This is a genomic window from Microbacterium sp. WCS2018Hpa-23 (genome assembly GCF_031843845.1).
GTDB lineage: Bacteria > Actinomycetota > Actinomycetes > Actinomycetales > Microbacteriaceae > Microbacterium.
Map to the genome: position 1 here is coordinate 212,022 of NZ_JAVTIZ010000006.1, position 17,382 is coordinate 229,403.

Annotated in this window: 22 protein-coding genes; 14 read left to right on the top strand and 8 right to left on the bottom strand. The window is 67.3% G+C overall.

From position 1 onward, the window contains the following. Positions 1-113 precede the first annotated feature (113 nt). The 7 genes from RQG77_RS11940 (at position 114) to RQG77_RS11970 (ending at position 3,725) form a co-directional block, all read left to right on the top strand. Positions 114-212 carry a 30S ribosomal protein bS22 gene (locus tag RQG77_RS11940; protein WP_003792170.1) on the top strand — a complete coding sequence of 33 codons (99 nt, stop codon included), beginning with the start codon at positions 114-116 and terminating at the stop codon, positions 210-212. Between the two features lie 81 nt (positions 213-293). Beyond that, complete coding sequence (locus RQG77_RS11945) at positions 294-596, top strand: rhodanese-like domain-containing protein (RefSeq protein WP_311244916.1); 303 nt, start codon at positions 294-296, stop codon at positions 594-596. After that, the gene (locus RQG77_RS11950; protein WP_056309447.1) at positions 593-883 is read left to right on the top strand and encodes a glutaredoxin family protein; all 291 of its coding nucleotides are present in this window, start codon (positions 593-595) and stop codon (positions 881-883) included. Before RQG77_RS11945 ends, RQG77_RS11950 begins: the two co-directional genes overlap by 4 nt. After that, positions 880-1,179, top strand: a complete 300-nt coding sequence (locus RQG77_RS11955) for a Dabb family protein (RefSeq protein ID WP_311244917.1) — start codon at positions 880-882, stop codon at positions 1,177-1,179. The genes RQG77_RS11950 and RQG77_RS11955 overlap by 4 nt, the downstream gene beginning before the upstream one ends. Before the next feature lie 149 nt (positions 1,180-1,328). Continuing rightward, positions 1,329-2,141, top strand: coding sequence for a transporter substrate-binding domain-containing protein (locus RQG77_RS11960; protein ID WP_311244918.1), 813 nt, complete (start codon positions 1,329-1,331; stop codon positions 2,139-2,141). 34 nt (positions 2,142-2,175) lie between these two features. After that, positions 2,176-2,973: an amino acid ABC transporter permease gene (locus tag RQG77_RS11965; protein WP_311244997.1), complete on the top strand. Its 798-nt coding sequence runs from the start codon at positions 2,176-2,178 to the stop codon at positions 2,971-2,973. After that, positions 2,970-3,725, top strand: a complete 756-nt coding sequence (locus RQG77_RS11970) for an amino acid ABC transporter ATP-binding protein (RefSeq protein ID WP_056515807.1) — start codon at positions 2,970-2,972, stop codon at positions 3,723-3,725. Before RQG77_RS11965 ends, RQG77_RS11970 begins: the two co-directional genes overlap by 4 nt. Positions 3,726-3,815: 90 nt before the next feature. Here RQG77_RS11970 and RQG77_RS11975 read toward each other — a convergent pair whose 3' ends face one another. From RQG77_RS11975 to RQG77_RS12000, 6 genes are all read right to left on the bottom strand, one after another. Further along, positions 3,816-3,992, bottom strand: coding sequence for a YegP family protein (locus RQG77_RS11975; protein ID WP_082478232.1), 177 nt, complete (start codon positions 3,990-3,992; stop codon positions 3,816-3,818). Between the two features lie 87 nt (positions 3,993-4,079). Continuing rightward, a complete protein-coding gene (locus RQG77_RS11980) occupies positions 4,080-5,159 on the bottom strand; it encodes an ABC transporter ATP-binding protein (RefSeq protein ID WP_311244919.1) in 1,080 nt (359 codons plus the stop codon). Next, complete coding sequence (locus RQG77_RS11985) at positions 5,156-5,950, bottom strand: ABC transporter permease subunit (RefSeq protein WP_311244920.1); 795 nt, start codon at positions 5,948-5,950, stop codon at positions 5,156-5,158. The genes RQG77_RS11980 and RQG77_RS11985 overlap by 4 nt, the downstream gene beginning before the upstream one ends. Then, positions 5,947-6,897, bottom strand: a complete 951-nt coding sequence (locus tag RQG77_RS11990) for an ABC transporter permease subunit (RefSeq protein ID WP_157534391.1) — start codon at positions 6,895-6,897, stop codon at positions 5,947-5,949. The genes RQG77_RS11985 and RQG77_RS11990 overlap by 4 nt, the downstream gene beginning before the upstream one ends. Next, positions 6,894-8,033: an extracellular solute-binding protein gene (locus RQG77_RS11995; protein WP_311244921.1), complete on the bottom strand. Its 1,140-nt coding sequence runs from the start codon at positions 8,031-8,033 to the stop codon at positions 6,894-6,896. The genes RQG77_RS11990 and RQG77_RS11995 overlap by 4 nt, the downstream gene beginning before the upstream one ends. Positions 8,034-8,164: 131 nt before the next feature. Next, a complete protein-coding gene (locus RQG77_RS12000) occupies positions 8,165-8,695 on the bottom strand; it encodes a GNAT family N-acetyltransferase (protein ID WP_311244922.1) in 531 nt (176 codons plus the stop codon). 25 nt (positions 8,696-8,720) lie between these two features. Between RQG77_RS12000 and RQG77_RS12005 the strand changes: the two genes are divergently transcribed. After that, complete coding sequence (locus tag RQG77_RS12005; RefSeq protein WP_311244923.1) at positions 8,721-9,548, top strand: TSUP family transporter; 828 nt, start codon at positions 8,721-8,723, stop codon at positions 9,546-9,548. 91 nt (positions 9,549-9,639) lie between these two features. Here the strand turns inward: RQG77_RS12005 and aspS are convergent, their stop codons facing one another. Then, positions 9,640-11,421 carry an aspartate--tRNA ligase gene (gene aspS, locus RQG77_RS12010; protein ID WP_311244924.1) on the bottom strand — a complete coding sequence of 594 codons (1,782 nt, stop codon included), beginning with the start codon at positions 11,419-11,421 and terminating at the stop codon, positions 9,640-9,642. A 129-nt stretch (positions 11,422-11,550) separates the two neighbouring features. Between aspS and RQG77_RS12015 the strand changes: the two genes are divergently transcribed. Together RQG77_RS12015 and RQG77_RS12020 are read left to right on the top strand one after the other, a co-directional pair. After that, on the top strand, positions 11,551-11,925 hold the full coding sequence (locus tag RQG77_RS12015) for a DUF5684 domain-containing protein (RefSeq protein ID WP_056515832.1): 375 nt from the start codon (positions 11,551-11,553) through the stop codon (positions 11,923-11,925). Position 11,926: 1 nt separating this feature from the next. Further along, positions 11,927-12,556 (top strand): histidine phosphatase family protein, encoded by a 630-nt coding sequence (locus RQG77_RS12020; RefSeq protein ID WP_056515838.1) that lies wholly within the window; start codon positions 11,927-11,929, stop codon positions 12,554-12,556. 25 nt (positions 12,557-12,581) lie between these two features. On the opposite strand, the gene RQG77_RS12025 is transcribed toward RQG77_RS12020, so the two are convergent. Next, positions 12,582-13,535 carry an NAD(P)/FAD-dependent oxidoreductase gene (locus RQG77_RS12025; RefSeq protein WP_311244925.1) on the bottom strand — a complete coding sequence of 318 codons (954 nt, stop codon included), beginning with the start codon at positions 13,533-13,535 and terminating at the stop codon, positions 12,582-12,584. A 6-nt stretch (positions 13,536-13,541) separates the two neighbouring features. Between RQG77_RS12025 and RQG77_RS12030 the strand changes: the two genes are divergently transcribed. From RQG77_RS12030 to RQG77_RS12045, 4 genes are all read left to right on the top strand, one after another. Continuing rightward, positions 13,542-13,946 carry a MerR family transcriptional regulator gene (locus tag RQG77_RS12030; protein WP_311244926.1) on the top strand — a complete coding sequence of 135 codons (405 nt, stop codon included), beginning with the start codon at positions 13,542-13,544 and terminating at the stop codon, positions 13,944-13,946. A 119-nt stretch (positions 13,947-14,065) separates the two neighbouring features. After that, entirely contained in the window at positions 14,066-14,719 is a 654-nt protein-coding gene (locus RQG77_RS12035) for a TlpA disulfide reductase family protein (protein ID WP_311244927.1), read from the top strand. A 16-nt stretch (positions 14,720-14,735) separates the two neighbouring features. Then, the gene (locus RQG77_RS12040) at positions 14,736-15,515 is read left to right on the top strand and encodes a cytochrome c biogenesis CcdA family protein (protein ID WP_311244928.1); all 780 of its coding nucleotides are present in this window, start codon (positions 14,736-14,738) and stop codon (positions 15,513-15,515) included. 28 nt (positions 15,516-15,543) lie between these two features. Continuing rightward, on the top strand, positions 15,544-17,382 hold the full coding sequence (locus RQG77_RS12045) for a cytochrome c biogenesis protein ResB (RefSeq protein ID WP_311244929.1): 1,839 nt from the start codon (positions 15,544-15,546) through the stop codon (positions 17,380-17,382).

The following is a 17,382-nucleotide window of genomic DNA, read 5'->3' on the forward strand; positions in this document are numbered from 1 at the left end:
AGGCGTGCAGCAGGAGCTCCACGATTTGCTAGACTGATCCGAGGCATTTTTCCGTGCCCGTACCCGGGTGTCCGTCACCGACGACACCCAGCCACTGACTTAGTGAGGTTTCCGTGGGTTCTGTCATCAAGAAGCGCCGCAAGCGCATGGCGAAGAAGAAGCACCGCAAGCTGCTTCGTAAGACTCGCCACCAGCGTCGCAACAAGAAGTAAGCGACCAGACACGAGCGCCTGTCTCCGGACGGGCGCTTTGTGTCTCTACCCCCGGTTTCCCACTCGTCGCAGGAGCATGCCATGAAGTCGATCACCGTCACCGAGCTCGCTGAGCGCTCGAACACCCCGCTCATCGATGTCCGCGAGGTCGACGAGTTCGCCAGGGGTCATGTCCCGGGAGCCGTCAACATCCCGATGTCCGAGATCGGCAACCGGCTCGAAGAGCTTCCGTCGGAGTCGTTCGACGTGATCTGCCAGGCGGGCGGCCGGTCGGCTCGCGTCGTCGAGGCGCTCGAGTCCCGCGGCTACGACGCGACGAACGTCGAAGGCGGAACGGGCGAGTGGATCGCGCAGGGTCGCGATGTCGAGGTACCGTCGGCGTGACCACGCTGACCCTCATCGGCAAGCCCGACTGCCATCTGTGCGACGTCGCCTCCGAGATCATCGATGCGGTGGTCGCCGAGCTTCCGGATGCCGCGGCCGAGCGCATCGAGATCGTCGAGGCGTCCATCCAGGACGACCCCGCACTCTACGAGCTCTGGTGGGAGAAGATTCCCGTCGTGCTGATCGACGGTGACCTGCACGCGCACTGGCGGCTGTCCGCCGACCGGCTGCGTGAGGCTCTCGAAGAGGCCGTCCAGGAGGACGCGCTGGGAAAGGACTCGCGATGATCCGTCACGTCGTCAGCTGGAAGCTGGCCGCAGAGGATGCCGGTGAGCGCGCCGAGCAGGCCGCAGAGGTCGCCCGTCGACTGAACGCCCTCGACGGCGTCGTGCCGCAGCTGCGCTCGATCTCGGCGGGCGCGAACGCCGCCTATCCCGACATCAACTGGGATGTCACCCTCGTCGCGGACTTCGACTCGATCGCCGCGCTGGAGGAGTACCAGGTGCATCCGGCGCACGAAGAGGTCGTCGCCTACGTGCGGTCGGTGGTCGCTTCGCGTGCCGCTGTGGACTTCGAGGTCTGACCTGTAACACGGCTGTCATATTCGGTCACACTTGCAACACAAATGTGATCCGCTGAGGGCGGCTGGCGGCACGTTCGGCCGCGTGGCGCATGTTTAGATGTTCTCCTACCCGTCCGTGGGAAACACACCCTCGTCCTTCAGGAGCTGACATGCAGCGTCGCAACATCATCGCCGGGATCGCGCTCGCCGCGACCGCCACCCTCGCCCTCGCAGGCTGTGCGACCGGGGCAGGTGCCGGATCCGGTGAGCCGGCGGCGGGCGACGAGTACGACCTCATCGAGGCCGGCACGCTGACGGTCTGCTCCGACATCCCCTACGCTCCGTTCGAGTTCGAGGGCGGCGACAACGGCACCGGCTACACCGGCTTCGACATCGACCTGCTTGACGCGATCGCGAAGGAGCTCGACCTCAAGCTCGCGGTGCAGGATGTCGGCTTCGACGCTCTGCAGTCGGGCACGACTCTCGCCGCCGGCCAGTGCGACATCGGCGCCTCGGCGATGACGATCACCGACGAGCGCAAGGCGAACATCGACTTCTCCGAGCCGTACTACGACTCGCTGCAGTCTCTGCTGGTCCGCACGGACTCCGGCATCGAGTCGATCGACGACCTGTCGGGCAAGAACGTCGGCGTGCAGCAGGGCACGACCGGTGAAGCGTACGCGAGCGAGAACGCCGAGGGCGCGCAGCTCGTGCAGTACCCCTCCGACGGTGAGCTGTGGCCCGCCATGCAGGCAGGTCAGATCGACGCGATCCTGCAGGACCAGCCGGTGAACCTCGAGCACGAGAAGGCCGACAGCGCGTACAAGATCGTCGAGGAGTACGAGACGGGCGAGTCCTACGGCTTCGCGTATGCGAAGGGCGAGAAGGACGCGCTGCGCGAGGCGATCGACGGCGCGCTGCAGGATCTGCGCGACAGCGGCGACTACCAGACCATCTACGACACCTACTTCACCGCGAAGTAATCGGCGAGCCAGGTAGAGCAGGGAGACCTTGACAATGGCGTTGAGGCGCACCACGAAGAGCAAGCTGTACCGGTACACCGTTTATGTGGTGCTGATCGCGGTCGCTGTATGGCTGATCGTCAGCACCGACTGGTCGCGTATCGCGCAGCTGTACTTCAATCCGGAGATCGCCGCGAAGATGCTCCCGGGCATCATCACGACCGCGCTCGTGAACACGCTGTGGTTCACGGCCGTCGCGTTCGCCGGCGGCCTGCTGCTCGGCGTCGTGCTGGCGTTGCTGAAGCTGTCGAGCATCGGGCCCTTCCGATGGATCGCGACGGCGTGGATCGAGCTGTTCCGCGGGCTTCCCGCGATCCTCACGATCTTCGCCATCGCCTTCATCCTGCCGATCGGACTCGGCGTGCCGGGAACGAAGCTCGGCGGGCCGGTGGTGCTCGGACTGATCGGTCTGATCCTGGTGGCATCGGCCTACATGGCCGAGACCATCCGGGCGGGCATCCAGGCGGTGCCGAAGGGACAGACGGAGGCGGCTCGCTCTCTCGGCATGTCTCCCATGAAGACCACCTTCTGGATCGTGGTCCCGCAGGGATTCCGCATCATCATCCCGCCGCTGACCAACGAGTTCGTGCTGCTGCTGAAGGACACCTCGCTGCTCTTCGTCGCGGGATCCTTCATCTGGTCGAAGGAGCTGACGAACTTCGCCCGTGACGCGAGCACGCAGAACGCGAACGGCACGCCGCTGATCATGGCCGCGGCGCTTTACCTGATCGTCACGATCCCCCTCACGCGCTTCAGTGCGTACCTGGAACGAAGGATGTCGAGGCAGCGATGATCACCGATCTGATTGACGTCCACGCGCCCGCGATCGACCTGCAGGGGCTCGTGAAGAGCTTCGGCGACAACGAGGTGCTCAAGGGCATCGACCTCACTGTCACAAAGGGCGAGGTGGTGTGCATCATCGGCCCGTCGGGATCCGGAAAGTCGACGCTGCTGCGCTCGGTGAACCTGCTTGAGGAGCCCACCGGCGGCAAGGTGCTCATCGAGGGCATCGACATCACCGATCCGGACGTCGACATCGACCGCGTGCGCACCCGCATCGGCATGGTGTTCCAGAGCTTCAACCTGTTCCCGCACCTCGACGTGATGGGCAACCTCATGATCGCGCAGCAGCGCGTGAAGAAGCGCTCCAAGGCCGAGGCCGAGCGAGTCGCGAAGGAGATGCTCGGTCGCGTGGGACTCGCCGAGAAGGCGGATGCTTTCCCCGGTCACCTCTCGGGTGGTCAGCAGCAGCGCGTCGCGATCGCGCGGGCACTCTGCATGAACCCCGACATGATGCTGTTCGACGAACCGACGTCTGCGCTCGACCCCGAACTGGTCGGCGAGGTGCTGCAGGTGATGCGCTCGCTCGCCGATGAGGGAATGACGATGCTCGTCGTCACGCACGAGATGGGTTTTGCCCGCGAGGTCGGATCGCGTCTGATCTTCATGGACGGCGGCCACATCGTCGAAGAGGGCGACCCGCGCGAGGTGCTCGCCAACCCGCAGCATCCGCGTACGCAGGACTTCCTGGCCCGGGTGCTCTGAGTTTCGCGGTCGCACGACCTGCTTCATACGAAGACCCCCTCCCGCTGAATCAGCGGGAGGGGGTCTTCGTATGAAGCAGAGGGTGGGGCGTCAGGCCTCGACGACCTCGGCATCCGCAGCGTTGCGGCGGACGGAGTCGATGCCGTTCAACGCCGCGGACTTCGAGGAGTAGCCCTCGCTGATCGCGATGACCTCGCCGTTTCCGGACTTGAGTCGGAACCGGTACTCGCCGGACTTGTCGGTGTACAGCTCGAACTTGCCTGCCATGAGGCGTCCTTTCTCTGACGGATCGAGGGAGTGACGCCCTCGACGATCACGGTATCCCGGAGTACTGGCCCGGGGCTAGAGGGCGACTCAGCCCCGAGGATGCACGGCCACGGGCTCGGGCGCCACGGCGATGCGCACTCGATCACCGAACGCCGGGTGGATGCCGGGGGAGTGCTGCAGACGCACCAGCTCACCGGATTCCGTGCGGACGAGTGTACGCCGCATGCTGCCCAGGAACGTGCTCTCCTGCACGAGTGCGTCGGTCGCGGCATCCGCCTCGGACGCGAAGTGCACGTTCTCGGGGCGCAGGTACACGTCGACCGGTCCGTCGGCGGGAGACTGCAGGGGCAGCTTCTGGCCCCACACCACGACATGGTCGCCCTCGGCGACGCCCGAGACGACGCTCGACAGGCCGACGAACGCGGCGACCCCGGCGGTGGACGGCGTCGTGTAGAGCTGCTCGGGGGTGCCGATCTGCTCGATACGACCCGAGTTCATCACGGCGATCCTGTCGGAGACCGCGAGGGCTTCCTCCTGGTCGTGGGTGACGAACACGGTGGTGATGCCGAGCCTCAGCTGAATGCGGCGGATCTCATCACGCAGCTGCACGCGCACCTTCGCGTCGAGTGCCGACAACGGCTCGTCGAGCAGCAGCACCTTCGGTTCGGTCACGAGTGCGCGCGCGAGCGCCACGCGCTGCTGCTGACCACCGGAGAGCTGATGGGGAAAGCGGTCAGCGAAGTCGGTGAGGCCGACGAGCGCCAGGGCGTCGAGCGCGCGTTTCGCGGCCTCGCTCTTTCCGACGCCTCGCCGACGCAACCCGAATGCCGTGTTCTCCGCGACACGAAGGTGCGGGAACAGCGAGTACGACTGGAACACCATGCCGATGTCGCGCTTGTTCGTGGGCACCCGCGAGACGTCTCCGCCGTCGAGCAGCACCGCGCCGCTGTCGAGCCCTTCGAGACCGGCGAGCACTCGCAGGAGCGTCGTCTTGCCGCATCCTGACGGGCCGAGCAGCGAGACGAACTCACCGGGGGCGATGTCGAGGTCGACACCGTGCAGCACGGTGTTGCCCGAGTAGCTCTTCACGATGCCCTGCAGCTGTACGCGTCTGCCTTCGCCCGCCTCGGCGAGGAGCATGTTGTCGGCGGTCTGTGGGAGGGTCATGAGCGGGCCTTTCCGGTGCCGCGAGCGACGCGGCCGATGAGGAGGAGCAGCAGGAACACGAACAGCAGCGCCAGCAGGGTGAAGATCGCAGGAGCATAGGGGTCCTGCTTCTGCACGACGACCATGGCCGTCTGGAACACCTGACGGTTCAGGAGGGAGGCGATCGTGAACTCGCCGAGCACCACGGCGATCGAGATGAGCGAGGCCGCGAGCAGACCCTGGCGGAGGTTCGGGGCGAGCACCTTCAGCACCACCGTCGGCCAGCTCGCGCCGAGTGAGCGAGCGGCCTCCGCGAGGGTGCGCAGGTCGGCCGCATCGATGGACGCCTGGATCGACCGGTATGCGAAGGGCAGCACGGTGATGCCGTAGGCGAAGGCCAGCGTCCAGGTGCCCGTGCCGAGGGCACGGCCGATCTGCAGGTAGATCGGGGCGAGACCGACGACGAGCACGATCGCGGGGATCGAGATCGGCAGCAGCACGGCGAACTCGAAGAACGGCTTGAGCTTCGCGAAGCGGAGGTTCACCAGGATCATCGTCGGTGCGAGCAGCAGGAGCACGATCGCGACCGTGACCACGGCGAGGATGAGCGAGTTGCCGAGGCCCATCCAGATCGGCTTGATCGCGGCGGACTTCGCCGGGTCGAACAGCGCGAACCACCGCTCGAGGCCGAGGGATCCGTCGGTCTGGCGCAGCGTGTAGAGGAAAGTCGAGGCCAGCGGGATGGCGAAGAAGGCGCCGACGGCGATGCCGATGATCCAGCGGGTCGCGAGAGAAGGGCCGAGACGGTTCATGACTGCCACCTCGCGGCTCGTCGCTGGATCATCGAGTACAGGGCCATGACGACTCCGACGATCACGATCATGCCGAGCGCGAGTGCACCGGCCAGGTTCTCGCGGCCGAGCACGGTTTCGCTCGTGAGCGCTGCACGGATCTGCAGTGGGACGATCTGAGCGCCCTGGCTCGCGAGGGCGGCAGCGGTGGCGTACGACGAGAACGCGTTCGCGAACAGCAGCAGCAGGCTCGCGAGGAAAGAGGGTGCGAGCACCGGGATGCCGATGCGCAGCCAGAAGCTGGAGCGTGTGCCGCCGAGCGTGAGGTTCGCCTCGGCCCACTGCGGCTTGAGGGCGGCGAGGGCAGGCATGAACGTGATCACCATGAGGGGGATCTGGAAGTAGATGTACGGCAGGATGAGCCCTGGGAGCTCGTAGAGCCAGGTGCCGTTCGCGAAGATGTCGACGCCCAGGTCGTCCTTGAGGAAGAGCGTGACCACTCCCTGGATGCCGATCGTCGCGATGAACGCGAACGCGAGCATCACTCCACCGAACTGGGCGAGCACGCCGGCCGCGGCATCCACGGTCGAGCGCACCGCCCCGTCCGGGTTCATGCCGAGCAGGGCATAGCAGACGAGAGCGCCGACGATCGCACCGACGACGGCGGTCAGCAGCGACAGCCCGGCGGAGTTCGCGAAGGTGTTGAGGACGACGGGATCACCGAGAGCGGAGACGTTCGACCAGGTGAACGAGCCGTCCTCCGTGAAGAAGCCGGACCCGATCGCGAGGATCGTCGGCACGGCGAGGAACAGCAGAACGTACGCGGCGAACGGCGCCAGACCGAGCCACGCGATGGACGGCGCGGAGCGCTGGGCTCGCGACGATGTCGCGGGCCCAGCGCCGTGCGCTGCGGGGGAGACGGGGGCGGATGCCGTGGCATCCGCCCCCGCTGCGGTGGCAGTGGTCACTGGACCGCCGCTGCCCACTTCTCGCCGAGAAGGGTGCCGGCGTCGGTCGACTGCGCCTCGGTCGGGACGACGGTCTCGCTCGGGACCTCGGGAAGAGCCGCTGCCAGGTCGGCGTCGATCGTGCCCGCCTCCGTCATGGCCTCCATGCGAGCCGGGCGAGCGCCGCCCTTGAGCCACAGGTTCTGCACCTCATCGCTGTAGAGGAACTCCTGCCACAGGCGTGCGGCTGCGGGGTTGGGGGCATCCTTGTTGATGGCCTGGTTGTAGTAGCCGGCGTAGCCGGTGCCGTCGAGGACGACGACCTTCCAGTTCTCGTTGTCAGTGGAGTGCGCGGCGTTGAGGTAGTCCCAGTCGAACACGACAGGGGTCTCGCCGCTCGCGACGGTCGCGGTGGTGACGTCGACCTTGAGCAGGTTGCCGGCCTTCTGAAGCTCCGAGAAGAAGTCGATACCCGGCTGGAAGTCATCGAGCGTGCCGTCGGACTGCACCGTGGCGAGGCCCACGGCGGCGAAGGCCGCACCGGCCTGCGTCGGGTCGCCGTTGATGGCGACGGCGCCCTTGTAGGCAGCGTCCTTCAGGTCGTCGAGCGACTCGGGAGCATCGAACTTCGACGAGTCGTAGCCGATCGACATGTATCCGCCGTAGTCGCCGACGAAGAGGCCGGTCGGCTCCTTGAGAGCGTCGGGGATCTCGTCCCAGGTCTGCACCTGGTAGGGCGCGAACACGTCGGTGTTCTGCAGCGCGACCGTGAGTCCGAGGTCGAACACGTCGGGTGCGGTGTCGAGGCCCTCGTTCGTCTTGGCGGCCTGGATCTCCTCGGCGCTCGAGACGTCGGGGGACGCCTCGTTGATGGTGATCTCGGGGTACTTCTCGGCGAACAGGTCGATGATCTCGCCGTAGTTCGCCCAGTCACGCGGAAGGGCGATGACGTTGAGCTGACCCTCGGCTTTGGCGGCCTCTTCGAGCTCGGCGAACGAGCCGAAGTCCTCGACCGAGGTCGCGGCTGCGGCGTCGACCGCATCGCTGCCGGCGGCGGGGGTCTCCGCGCCCGTGGCGCAGGCGGTGAGGCCGAGCGCAGCGGTGGTGAACAGGGCGATGCCGGCGCCGATGCGCGCGCGGCGGTGGAAGTTCGTCATCAGGGTCCTCTCGGTGCCCGGCGCTGTCAGCCGGATTCGGGTTGCGAGAGGACACTATGAGCCGAGGGTTGCCGTTCGCGGCGAGCCTGGTGAACGAGAGGTGTCCGGGTCGTGGCTGGTCGGAGCGGGGCTCAGTCGCGCGGCGCCGAGTCCTGCGGCACCGAGTACTTGAAGCCGACGTGCGAACCGACGTAGCCGAGCCGCTCGTAGAACCGGTGGGCGTCGGTGCGGGCGGCATCCGAGGTGAGCTGCACCATCGCCGTGCCGAGAGCAGGCGCGGCTTCGTCCGACACCCACCTCATCACGGCCGACCCGATACCCGCGGAACGCAGGTCGCTGCGGACGCGCACGGCCTCGATGAGCAGGCGCTTCGCGCCCCGGCGGGCCATCCCCGGGATCGACGTGAGCTGCAGCGTGCCGACGACTGCGCCGCCCAGCTCGACCACGAGCAGGTCGTTCGACCGGTCGGCGAGGATCTCGTCGAGGGCGGATGCGTAGGCGGGGTGATCCGCGACCGAGGCCACGTCGCCGCGCGAGGCGCTGATCGGGTCGTCCGAGAGCAGCCTGATGATCGCATCCGTGTCGCCGGTGACGGCTCTGCGCAGCGTGGCGACTCCCGCTCGAGAATCGATGGAGAAGGGCAGCGGGAGAGCGTCGAGCATGCGCCCAGTCTGACATCCTGGACGGATGGACATCGGCAGTGTGCTCGGGCTCGAGCAGCTCACCTGGGGCACGCTGATCCTCGTGGTCGTGGCGGCGTTCGCGGCCGGGTGGATCGACGCCGTGGTGGGCGGAGGAGGCCTGCTCCAGCTTCCCGCTCTGCTGCTGATCCCCGGCATCTCACCGATCCAGGCGCTCGCGACGAACAAGCTCGCCTCCGTCTTCGGCACCGCGACGAGCAGCGTCACCTACTATCGACGCGCGAAACCCGACATCCGCACCGCTCTGCCGATGGCGGCGATCGCGCTCGTCGGATCCTTCGGCGGAGCCGCCGTCGCCACCGTGCTCCCCGCAGCAGCCTTCAAGCCGATCATCGTGGTCGCGCTCCTCGCCGTCGCGCTCTTCACCGCATTCCGCCCGCAGATGGGCGCCGCGACGCGACTGCGCTTCAGCGGACACAAGCACCACATCATGGCGGGCCTCGCGGGGCTCGTGATCGGCTTCTACGACGGTCTGATCGGCCCCGGCACCGGCACCTTCCTGGTGATCTCGCTCGTCGCGCTGCTCGGATACGACTTCCTGCAGGCGAGCGCGAAGGCGAAGATCGTCAACCTCGCCACGAACACCGGCGCCCTGCTGCTGTTCATCCCGCACGGCGCGGTGCTGTGGCTTCTCGGTGGAATCCTCGCGGTCGCCAACGTCGCCGGCAGCTATCTCGGCTCACGCATGGCGATCTCGCGCGGAACGACCTTCATCCGTGTCGTGTTTCTCGTCGTGGTGGTCGCCCTCATCGCGAAGCTGGGTGTCGACGTGTGGAACGAGAACATCGCGCCGGCGCTCGCGTCGCTGCGCTGAGCATCCGTCCCGCACGCCGGATCCGACCCGTGCAGGGCATACGAAGAGGCCCTCTCCCGCGTACGCAGGAGAGGGCCTCAAGTCGCGAGGGTCAGGCCTCGTCGTCCTCGGGTTCGAAGTCGATGCCGGCCTCGGCGCGCTGCTCGGCCGTGATCGGAGCGGGCGCAGCCGTCAGCGGGTCGAAGCCGTTGCCCGACTTCGGGAACGCGATGACGTCGCGGATCGACTCGGTCTTCGAGAGGTGCTGGAGCACGCGGTCCATGCCGAGCGCGATTCCGCCGTGGGGCGGGGCGCCGAACTTGAACGCGTCGAGCAGGAAGCCGAACTGCTCCTGGGCCACCTCGTCGCTGATTCCCATGACCTCGAACACGCGCTTCTGCACGTCTTCGCGGTGGATGCGGATCGATCCGCCGCCGAGCTCCGAGCCGTTGCACACGATGTCGTACGCATAGGCGAGAGCCGAACCGGGGTCGGTGTCGAAGGTGTCCTGGAACTCCGGCTTCGGGCCGGTGAACGCGTGGTGCACGGCCGTCCAGGCTCCGGCGCCGACGGCGACGTCACCGGATGCGACGGCATCCGCCGCAGGCTCGAACATCGGTGCGTCGACGACCCACGTGAACGCGAACTCGTCGGGGCTCAGCAGGCCGAGACGACGGCCGATCTCGACACGGGCGGCGCCGAGGAGCGCACGGCTCTCCTTCGTCGACCCTGCGGCGAAGAACACGCAGTCGCCGGCGGACGCGCCGACGAACTCCGCGAGACCTGCCTGCTCGGCCTCGGACAGGTTCTTGGCAGCGGGGCCGCCGAGAGAGCCGTCCTCGTTGAAGAGGACGTATGCAAGACCGCGGGCACCGCGCTGCTTGGCCCAGTCCTGCCACGCGTCGAGCTGCTTGCGCGGCTGGCTCGCGCCGCCGGGCATGACGACGGCACCGACGTACTCGGCCTGGAAGACGCGGAACGGAGTCTCGGCGAAGTACTCGGTCGCCTCGACGAGCTCGAGTCCGAAACGCAGATCGGGCTTGTCGGAGCCGTACTTGGCCATCGCCTCGGCATAGGTCATGCGCGGCAGCGGGGTCTGCACCTCGACGCCGATGGTCTTCCACATCGCCTGGATGAGGGACTCCATCAGCGTGATGACGTCTTCCTGGTCGACGAAGCTCATCTCGATGTCGAGCTGCGTGAACTCCGGCTGACGGTCGGCACGGAAGTCCTCATCGCGATAGCAGCGGGCGATCTGGTAGTACTTCTCGACGCCGCCGACCATGAGCAGCTGCTTGAACAGCTGCGGCGACTGCGGCAGGGCGTACCAGCTGCCGGGGTGCAGGCGAGCGGGCACGACGAAGTCGCGGGCGCCCTCGGGCGTCGAGCGCGTGAGCGTCGGGGTCTCGACCTCGGTGAAGTCCTCGCCGTGCAGCACGTCGCGGACGGCCTTGTAGACGTTCGAGCGCAGACGCAGAGCGGATGCCGCGGCGGGGCGACGCAGGTCGAGGTAGCGGTACTTGAGGCGGGCCTCTTCACCGACCGTCTCGGTGTCGGCGACAGCCGTCGACACCTGGAACGGCAGCGGAGCGGACTCGTTCAGCACCACGACGTCGGTCGCGATGAGCTCGATGTCGCCGGTCGGCAGGTTCGGGTTCGCGTTTCCTTCGGGGCGGCGCGAGACCTCGCCCGTGACCTGGAGGACGAACTCGTTGCGCAGCGGGTGCGCGACCTCTTCATCGCGGATGACGACCTGGGCGATGCCCGATGCATCCCGAAGATCGATGAACGCGACTCCTCCGTGATCACGACGGCGATCGACCCAACCCGAGAGGGTGACGGTCTGACCGATATGCTCGGCTCGCAGTGAGCCTGCCGAGTGGGTGCGAAGCACGGAGGATTCCTCCTGATCTGGGAAATGATGAACCCGCCCATTCTACGCGGGCGGTGTCGCCTCCTCCGCCGGTGGCATATCGGTCAGTAGGATCGCCACGACAGCCGCTCGACCAGCGAAAGGGTCATCATGGACTCCAACGGCATCTCGGATCTCTACGCATCGATCTTCTCCGGCACGACGGGCCTGATCGCCCTCGTTTTCTACGTCCTCGTGGTCATCGGCCTGTGGAAGGTGTTCACGAAGGCCGGCTATCCGGGCATCCTCGCGATCATCCCCATCGTGAACGTGGTGTTCCTCGTCAAGATCGCCGGCATGTCCGGCTGGCTCGCGCTGCTCTATCTGATCCCCATCGTCGGTTTCGTCTTCGGGATCATCGTGTCGATCAAGCTCGGCGAGCGGTTCGGCAAGGGCGGGTTCTTCTCGTTCTTCCTGCTGTTCGTCTTCCCGTACATCGGCTATCTGATCATCGGCTTCGGCGAGTCCCGCTACCGCCAGGTCTGACATGGTGGCGTCGCGACTGCACCTCGTCCGCCACGGTGAGGTGCACAACCCGAAGCGCGTGCTCTACGGTCGGCTGCCCGACTATCACCTGAGCAGAGCAGGTCGGAAGATGGCGCAGGCGGCCGCCGACCACGTCGCCTCGCTCGACAGTCCGGTTTCCGCGTTGTACTCCTCTCCGTTGGAGCGTGCGCAGGAGTCGGCGGAGCCGTTCGCGTCCGGGTTCGATCTGGTGCCTGAGATCGACATCCGCATCATCGAGCCGACCAACGTGTTCGAAGGCACGCAGATGCGGCGCTCGTTGATGAACCCGCTCAATTGGTGGCATCTGCGGCAGCCGGCGCTTCCCAGCTGGGGCGAGCCGTACACGTCGATCGCCGAGCGGATGCTGAGCGCGATGGGCGAGGCTTGGCAGGCCGCGAACGGCGGTGACGTCGTGATGGTGTCGCACCAGGCCCCGATCTGGATCACGCACCTCAGGGTCGCTGGACTGCCCCTCCGACACGATCCGCGCACCCGGCGCTGCGCCCTGTCGAGCGTCACGTCGTTCGAGCTCGTCGGCGACGTGTGGCGCGAGGTCGCCTACGCCGAGCCTGCGGCGACCGGGGGCGCAGTCGACGTCGGAGCGGTCTGACCGCCATCCGTACGTGGCCCCGGAGTCAGGGCGCCATCAGCGACTGGATGACCCCGACCGCCGCCATCTGACCTGCCGCGGCGGCCAGCAGCACCGAGGCCATGGGCCCGGGGAGCGATGCGCGGTGTGCGAGATCTCCTGCGGCGAAGACTCCGGGCAGTGAGGTGCGCCCGAAGTCGTCGATCTCGATCGATCCCGACGGAAGCATCTGCAGTCCGAGCTGGTCGGCGAAGGGTGCGCGGTGCCGCATGGAACCTGCTGCCACGAAGACGCCGGCGACGGTCTGCTCGCCGGACTCCGTCGTGATGCGCACGTCGTCGGCGTCCGGGGCCACCGCGATCACCGTCTCGGCGCTGACGCGGGCACCCAGCCCCTCGAGCATCTGCGCCTCTTCGGTCGAGAATCCCTGCTCGACGGGGAAGACGGTGATGTCCGAGGCGATGCGTCCGAGGAGACCGATGAGGTGTTCGGCGCGGGGAGCGGGCCCGAGGATGCCGATGGATCGGCCAGCATGCTCGTGACCGTCGCAGAACGGACAGCTGAACGCCTTCGTGCCCCACAACTCCTGCAGCCCCGGGACGGACGGAAGGTCGTCGGCGACTCCGGTAGCCAGGATCACGTGGCGCGCATCGACCGCATCCCCGTCCGCGAGCAGGACGGTGTATCCGCCCTCGTTCGCAGTGACGGCCTGCGCTCCGATGTCGCGGATCTCGACGTCGGAGTACTCGGCGAGCTGCGCCCTGGCCGTCGCCCGGAACTCGGCCGGGGGAGTGCCGTCGTTCGCGACCACGTTGTGCATGTGCCGCACGGTGCCGTTGCGGTACTCGCCCGAGTCGAGAAGGAGGGTGCTCCGGTGCATCCGCCCGAGTGTCAGTGCCGCCTGCAGGCCGGCGGGGCCTGCGCCGATGACGATCGCGTCGTACATGTGGGGTCCTTCCGAGGGGTCGCGCTTGCGTTCGTCCCCAGTCTGTGACTTCATGTCAACATGAAGTCAAGCGTCGAGAATCCGTGGTCCGTCGGCGAGGTCGCCGCCCGCTTCGAGCTGCCGACGAACGTGCTGCGGCACTGGGAGACCGTGGGGCTTCTCACGCCCGCTCGCGATGGCGCCGGTCGCCGCCGCTACGGACAGGACGACGTCGTGCGCATCGCGGTGATCCAGCGCAGCAAGGCAGCAGGTATGACCCTCGACCAGATCGCCGTGCTTCTCGATGACGGGGCAGCGGGGCGCCACGAGGTGCTGCAGCGGCATCTCGATGATCTCGACCGGCGGATGGAGGACATGCGTCGTTCGCGCGAGATGACCGAGCATGCGATGGGATGCCGCTCGCACGACATCGCCACCTGCCCTCGCTTTCGCGCGAGCGTGGACGATCTGCTGGCGCGACTCTGACCCAACCATTCGAATCGCGCACCTGACCCGATATCTCATCAGGATGGGGTCATTCGCGCGATTCGAAGGGGCGGGGGCGTCCGGCCCATGCATAGGAACCCCCGCGTAAACTGGGAATCGTGCCACTCGCCTCGACGGTTCGTCCGATCCGCAGCGGCCGCTCCTCCCGCATCCGGCCTTCCCGCCGCGCGGTCGGTGCCGCGCTCGCCGCGGTGCTTGCCATCGGTCTGAGCGCCTGCGCTCCCGACCCCGTGAACGACTCGTTCCTCAGCGGTGACAACCCGGGATACGTGGCCGCAGACGGAGCGATCGTCGAGATCCCCGTCGCCGATCGGGGAGAGCCCGTCACCGAGTTCGGCGGGGTCACCGAGAACGGCGAGGATTTCAGCAGCTCGGAGCTTGCGGGCAAGGTCACGGTCGTCAACTTCTGGTACGCCGGCTGCGCGCCGTGCCGCCTGGAGGCGGAAGACCTCGAGAGCGTGTGGCAGCAGCACGGCGGCGATGACGTCGCGTTCCTGGGCATCAACACCCGCGATCAGGCGGACACCGCCAAGGCGTTCTCCGCCGAGTTCGGCGTGACGTACCCGAGCCTGATCGACGTCGACACGGCCGAGGCGAAGCTCGCCTTCGCGTCATCCGTGCCGATCCAGGCGACACCGACCACCCTCGTGATCGACAAGCAGGGCAGGGTCGCCGCGCGCATCATCGGCCCGATCGACGGTACGTCGATCCTCTCGACGCTCGTCAAGGACGCGCTCGCGGAGGACTCGTGAGTCTCGCGGGAGTGGCGTGAACCCCGAAGCCATCATCGGGTCGGGAGCCCTCTGGCTCGCGATCCCGGTCGCGATGCTCGCCGGCCTCGTCTCCTTCCTGTCGCCGTGCGTGCTGCCGCTCGTGCCGGGCTACCTCGGGTTCCTCGGGGGAGCGGTCGCTCCGCGGCGCGCGGCGAACACGGCAGACGGCACCGCCGTCTCGACGGTCGAGTCCCCCGCCCGCAGCCGCCTCGTGCTCGGTGTGCTGCTCTTCATCCTGGGCTTCACCGTCGTCTTCATCCTCTACACGGTGCTCAGTGGCACGTTCGGAGTCTTCTTCATCCGCTGGGGTGACCTGATCACCCGTATCCTCGGCGCCTTCATCATCGTCATGGGCCTGATCTTCCTGGGAGCCTTCGGGTTCGCGCAGCGAGAGATCCGCTTCCACGTCGACTCCAAGGTGGGCATCATCGGCGCACCGCTGCTGGGAGTCGCCCTCGGAATCGGATGGGCGCCGTGCATGGGACCCACCCTCGGCGCGATCATCGCACTCTCGTTCAACGCCGGCGACCCGGTGCGCGCCGGGTTCCTGGGCCTCGCCTACTCGCTCGGCCTCGGCATCCCGTTCCTGCTCGTCGCCCTCGGATTCGGGTGGGCCACGAAGACGATCGGGTTCCTCCGTCGCCACATCCGCGTCGTGAACATCATCGGCGGCGTGCTGCTGATCGTCCTCGGCGTGCTGATGGTTACCGGGCTCTGGACCGACATCATGTCGAGACTGACGGCGGTGATCAGCAGTGTCCCCCTCCCGTTCTGATCAGAAGAAGACGCATCGGAAGGATGACGTGAGCAGCACTACCGACAGGTCGAGCGATCCGCTCCGACCGTCAGACCACGTCGACGGCGAAGAGTCGATCACCCAGCCCCGCCTCGGCTTCGTGGGCTGGCTGCGATGGGGCTGGCGTCAGCTGACCTCCATGCGCACCGCGCTGATCCTGCTCCTCGTGCTCGCGATCGCGGCGATCCCCGGCTCGATCTTCCCCCAGCGGATGGCCGACCCCAACGGCGTCACGCAGTGGGAGCGCGACAACCCCGATCTCTTCCCGATCCTCGACGGCCTGAAGCTGTTCGACGTCTACCTGTCGCCGTGGTTCTCGGCGATCTACCTGCTGCTGTTCGCGTCGCTCGTGGGATGCGTCATCCCGCGCATCAAGCACCACGCCAAGGCTCTGCAGGCTCGACCGCCGCGCACCCCCGCACGTCTGAAGCGGCTCGCCGACTTCCGCGCGGTCGAGCGCACGTCGACCGATTCTCAGGCCGAGGCCGCCGAGTCGATCGACATCGCGCAGAAGCAGCTCAAGGCACTCGGGTACCGCGTCGAGCGTTACGACGACAAGCGATCGTCGTCGGTCTCGGCCGAGCGCGGGTACTGGCGCGAGACCGGCAACCTGCTCTTCCACCTCGCGCTCGTCGGCGTGCTGATCACGGTCGGCGTCGGCGGCGGATTCGCCTACACGGGTCAGCGCGTGCTGGTCGAGGGCGAGACCTTCGCGAACACCCTGCTCGACTACGACTCGATGAACCGCGGACGCTTCGTGAGCGACGGGGCACTCGCGCCGTACTCGATGCGCCTCGACAGCTTCGACGTGACGTACCAGCCCTTCGGCGAGCCGGGATCGGGACAGGCGGGCGACTTCTCGGCCAACGTCACGGTGCAGGAGAACGGTGAGGAGCGCACCGGGTCGGTCAAGGTGAACGAGCCGCTCGGGGTCGCCGACGACAACGTCTTCCTGCTCGGCAACGGCTACGCGCCGACCGTCACCGTGCGAGACCCCGCCGGCGACGTCGTGTTCACGAACAGCACGCCGTTCCTGCCGCAGGACAACAACATGACCTCGTTGGGCGTCATCAAGATCCCCGACGGCCTCAGCGAGCAGATCGGCCTGGTCGGCTTCTTCTACCCGACCACAGCGGCGCTCGACACGGGCGCCTTCGTCTCGGGCTTCCCGGAGCTGACGAACCCGACCCTGACGCTCGATGTCTACACCGGCGACCTCGGCATCAACGAGGGCATCCCGCGGTCGGTCTACGTGCTCGACACGACCGGCATGACGAAGGTCACGGGCCGAACGACCGACCTCGAGTCGATCGAGCTGACCCCGGGCCAGACCGCCGACCTGCCGAACGGCATGGGAACAGTCACATTCGAGGACGAATCCCCGGCGGGGGCCACAGACGCCTCGCAGTCGGTCAAGCGCTTCGCCTCGCTGCAGATCCACCGCGATGCCTCCGGGCCCTGGGTGCTCGGCTTCGCGCTGCTCGCCCTCGGCGGCCTGATGCTCGCGCTGTTCATCCCGCGCCGCCGCGTGTGGGTCAAGGCGACGGCTGCCGACGGCGCCGTCTCGATCGAGTACGCCGGTCTCGCCCGGGGTGAGGATCCGACGCTCGCAACGGCCGTCGACGACCTCGTGGCCGGTCACGCCCGACTGCTCGACGCGGCGGGAGTCACCACGGCTGTGCCCGAGCCCGAAGAAGCCGATGTGCCCGAGGATTCCGACAAGCCCGCGGCTCACTCCGCCGATTCCGCGGCTCTTTCCGAGGAGCCAGGGATCGAGCCTGGCACGGCACCTGAGACCGAATCCGAGGGCGACCCCGACCGCCCCGCATCCGACACCCGAAAGTAG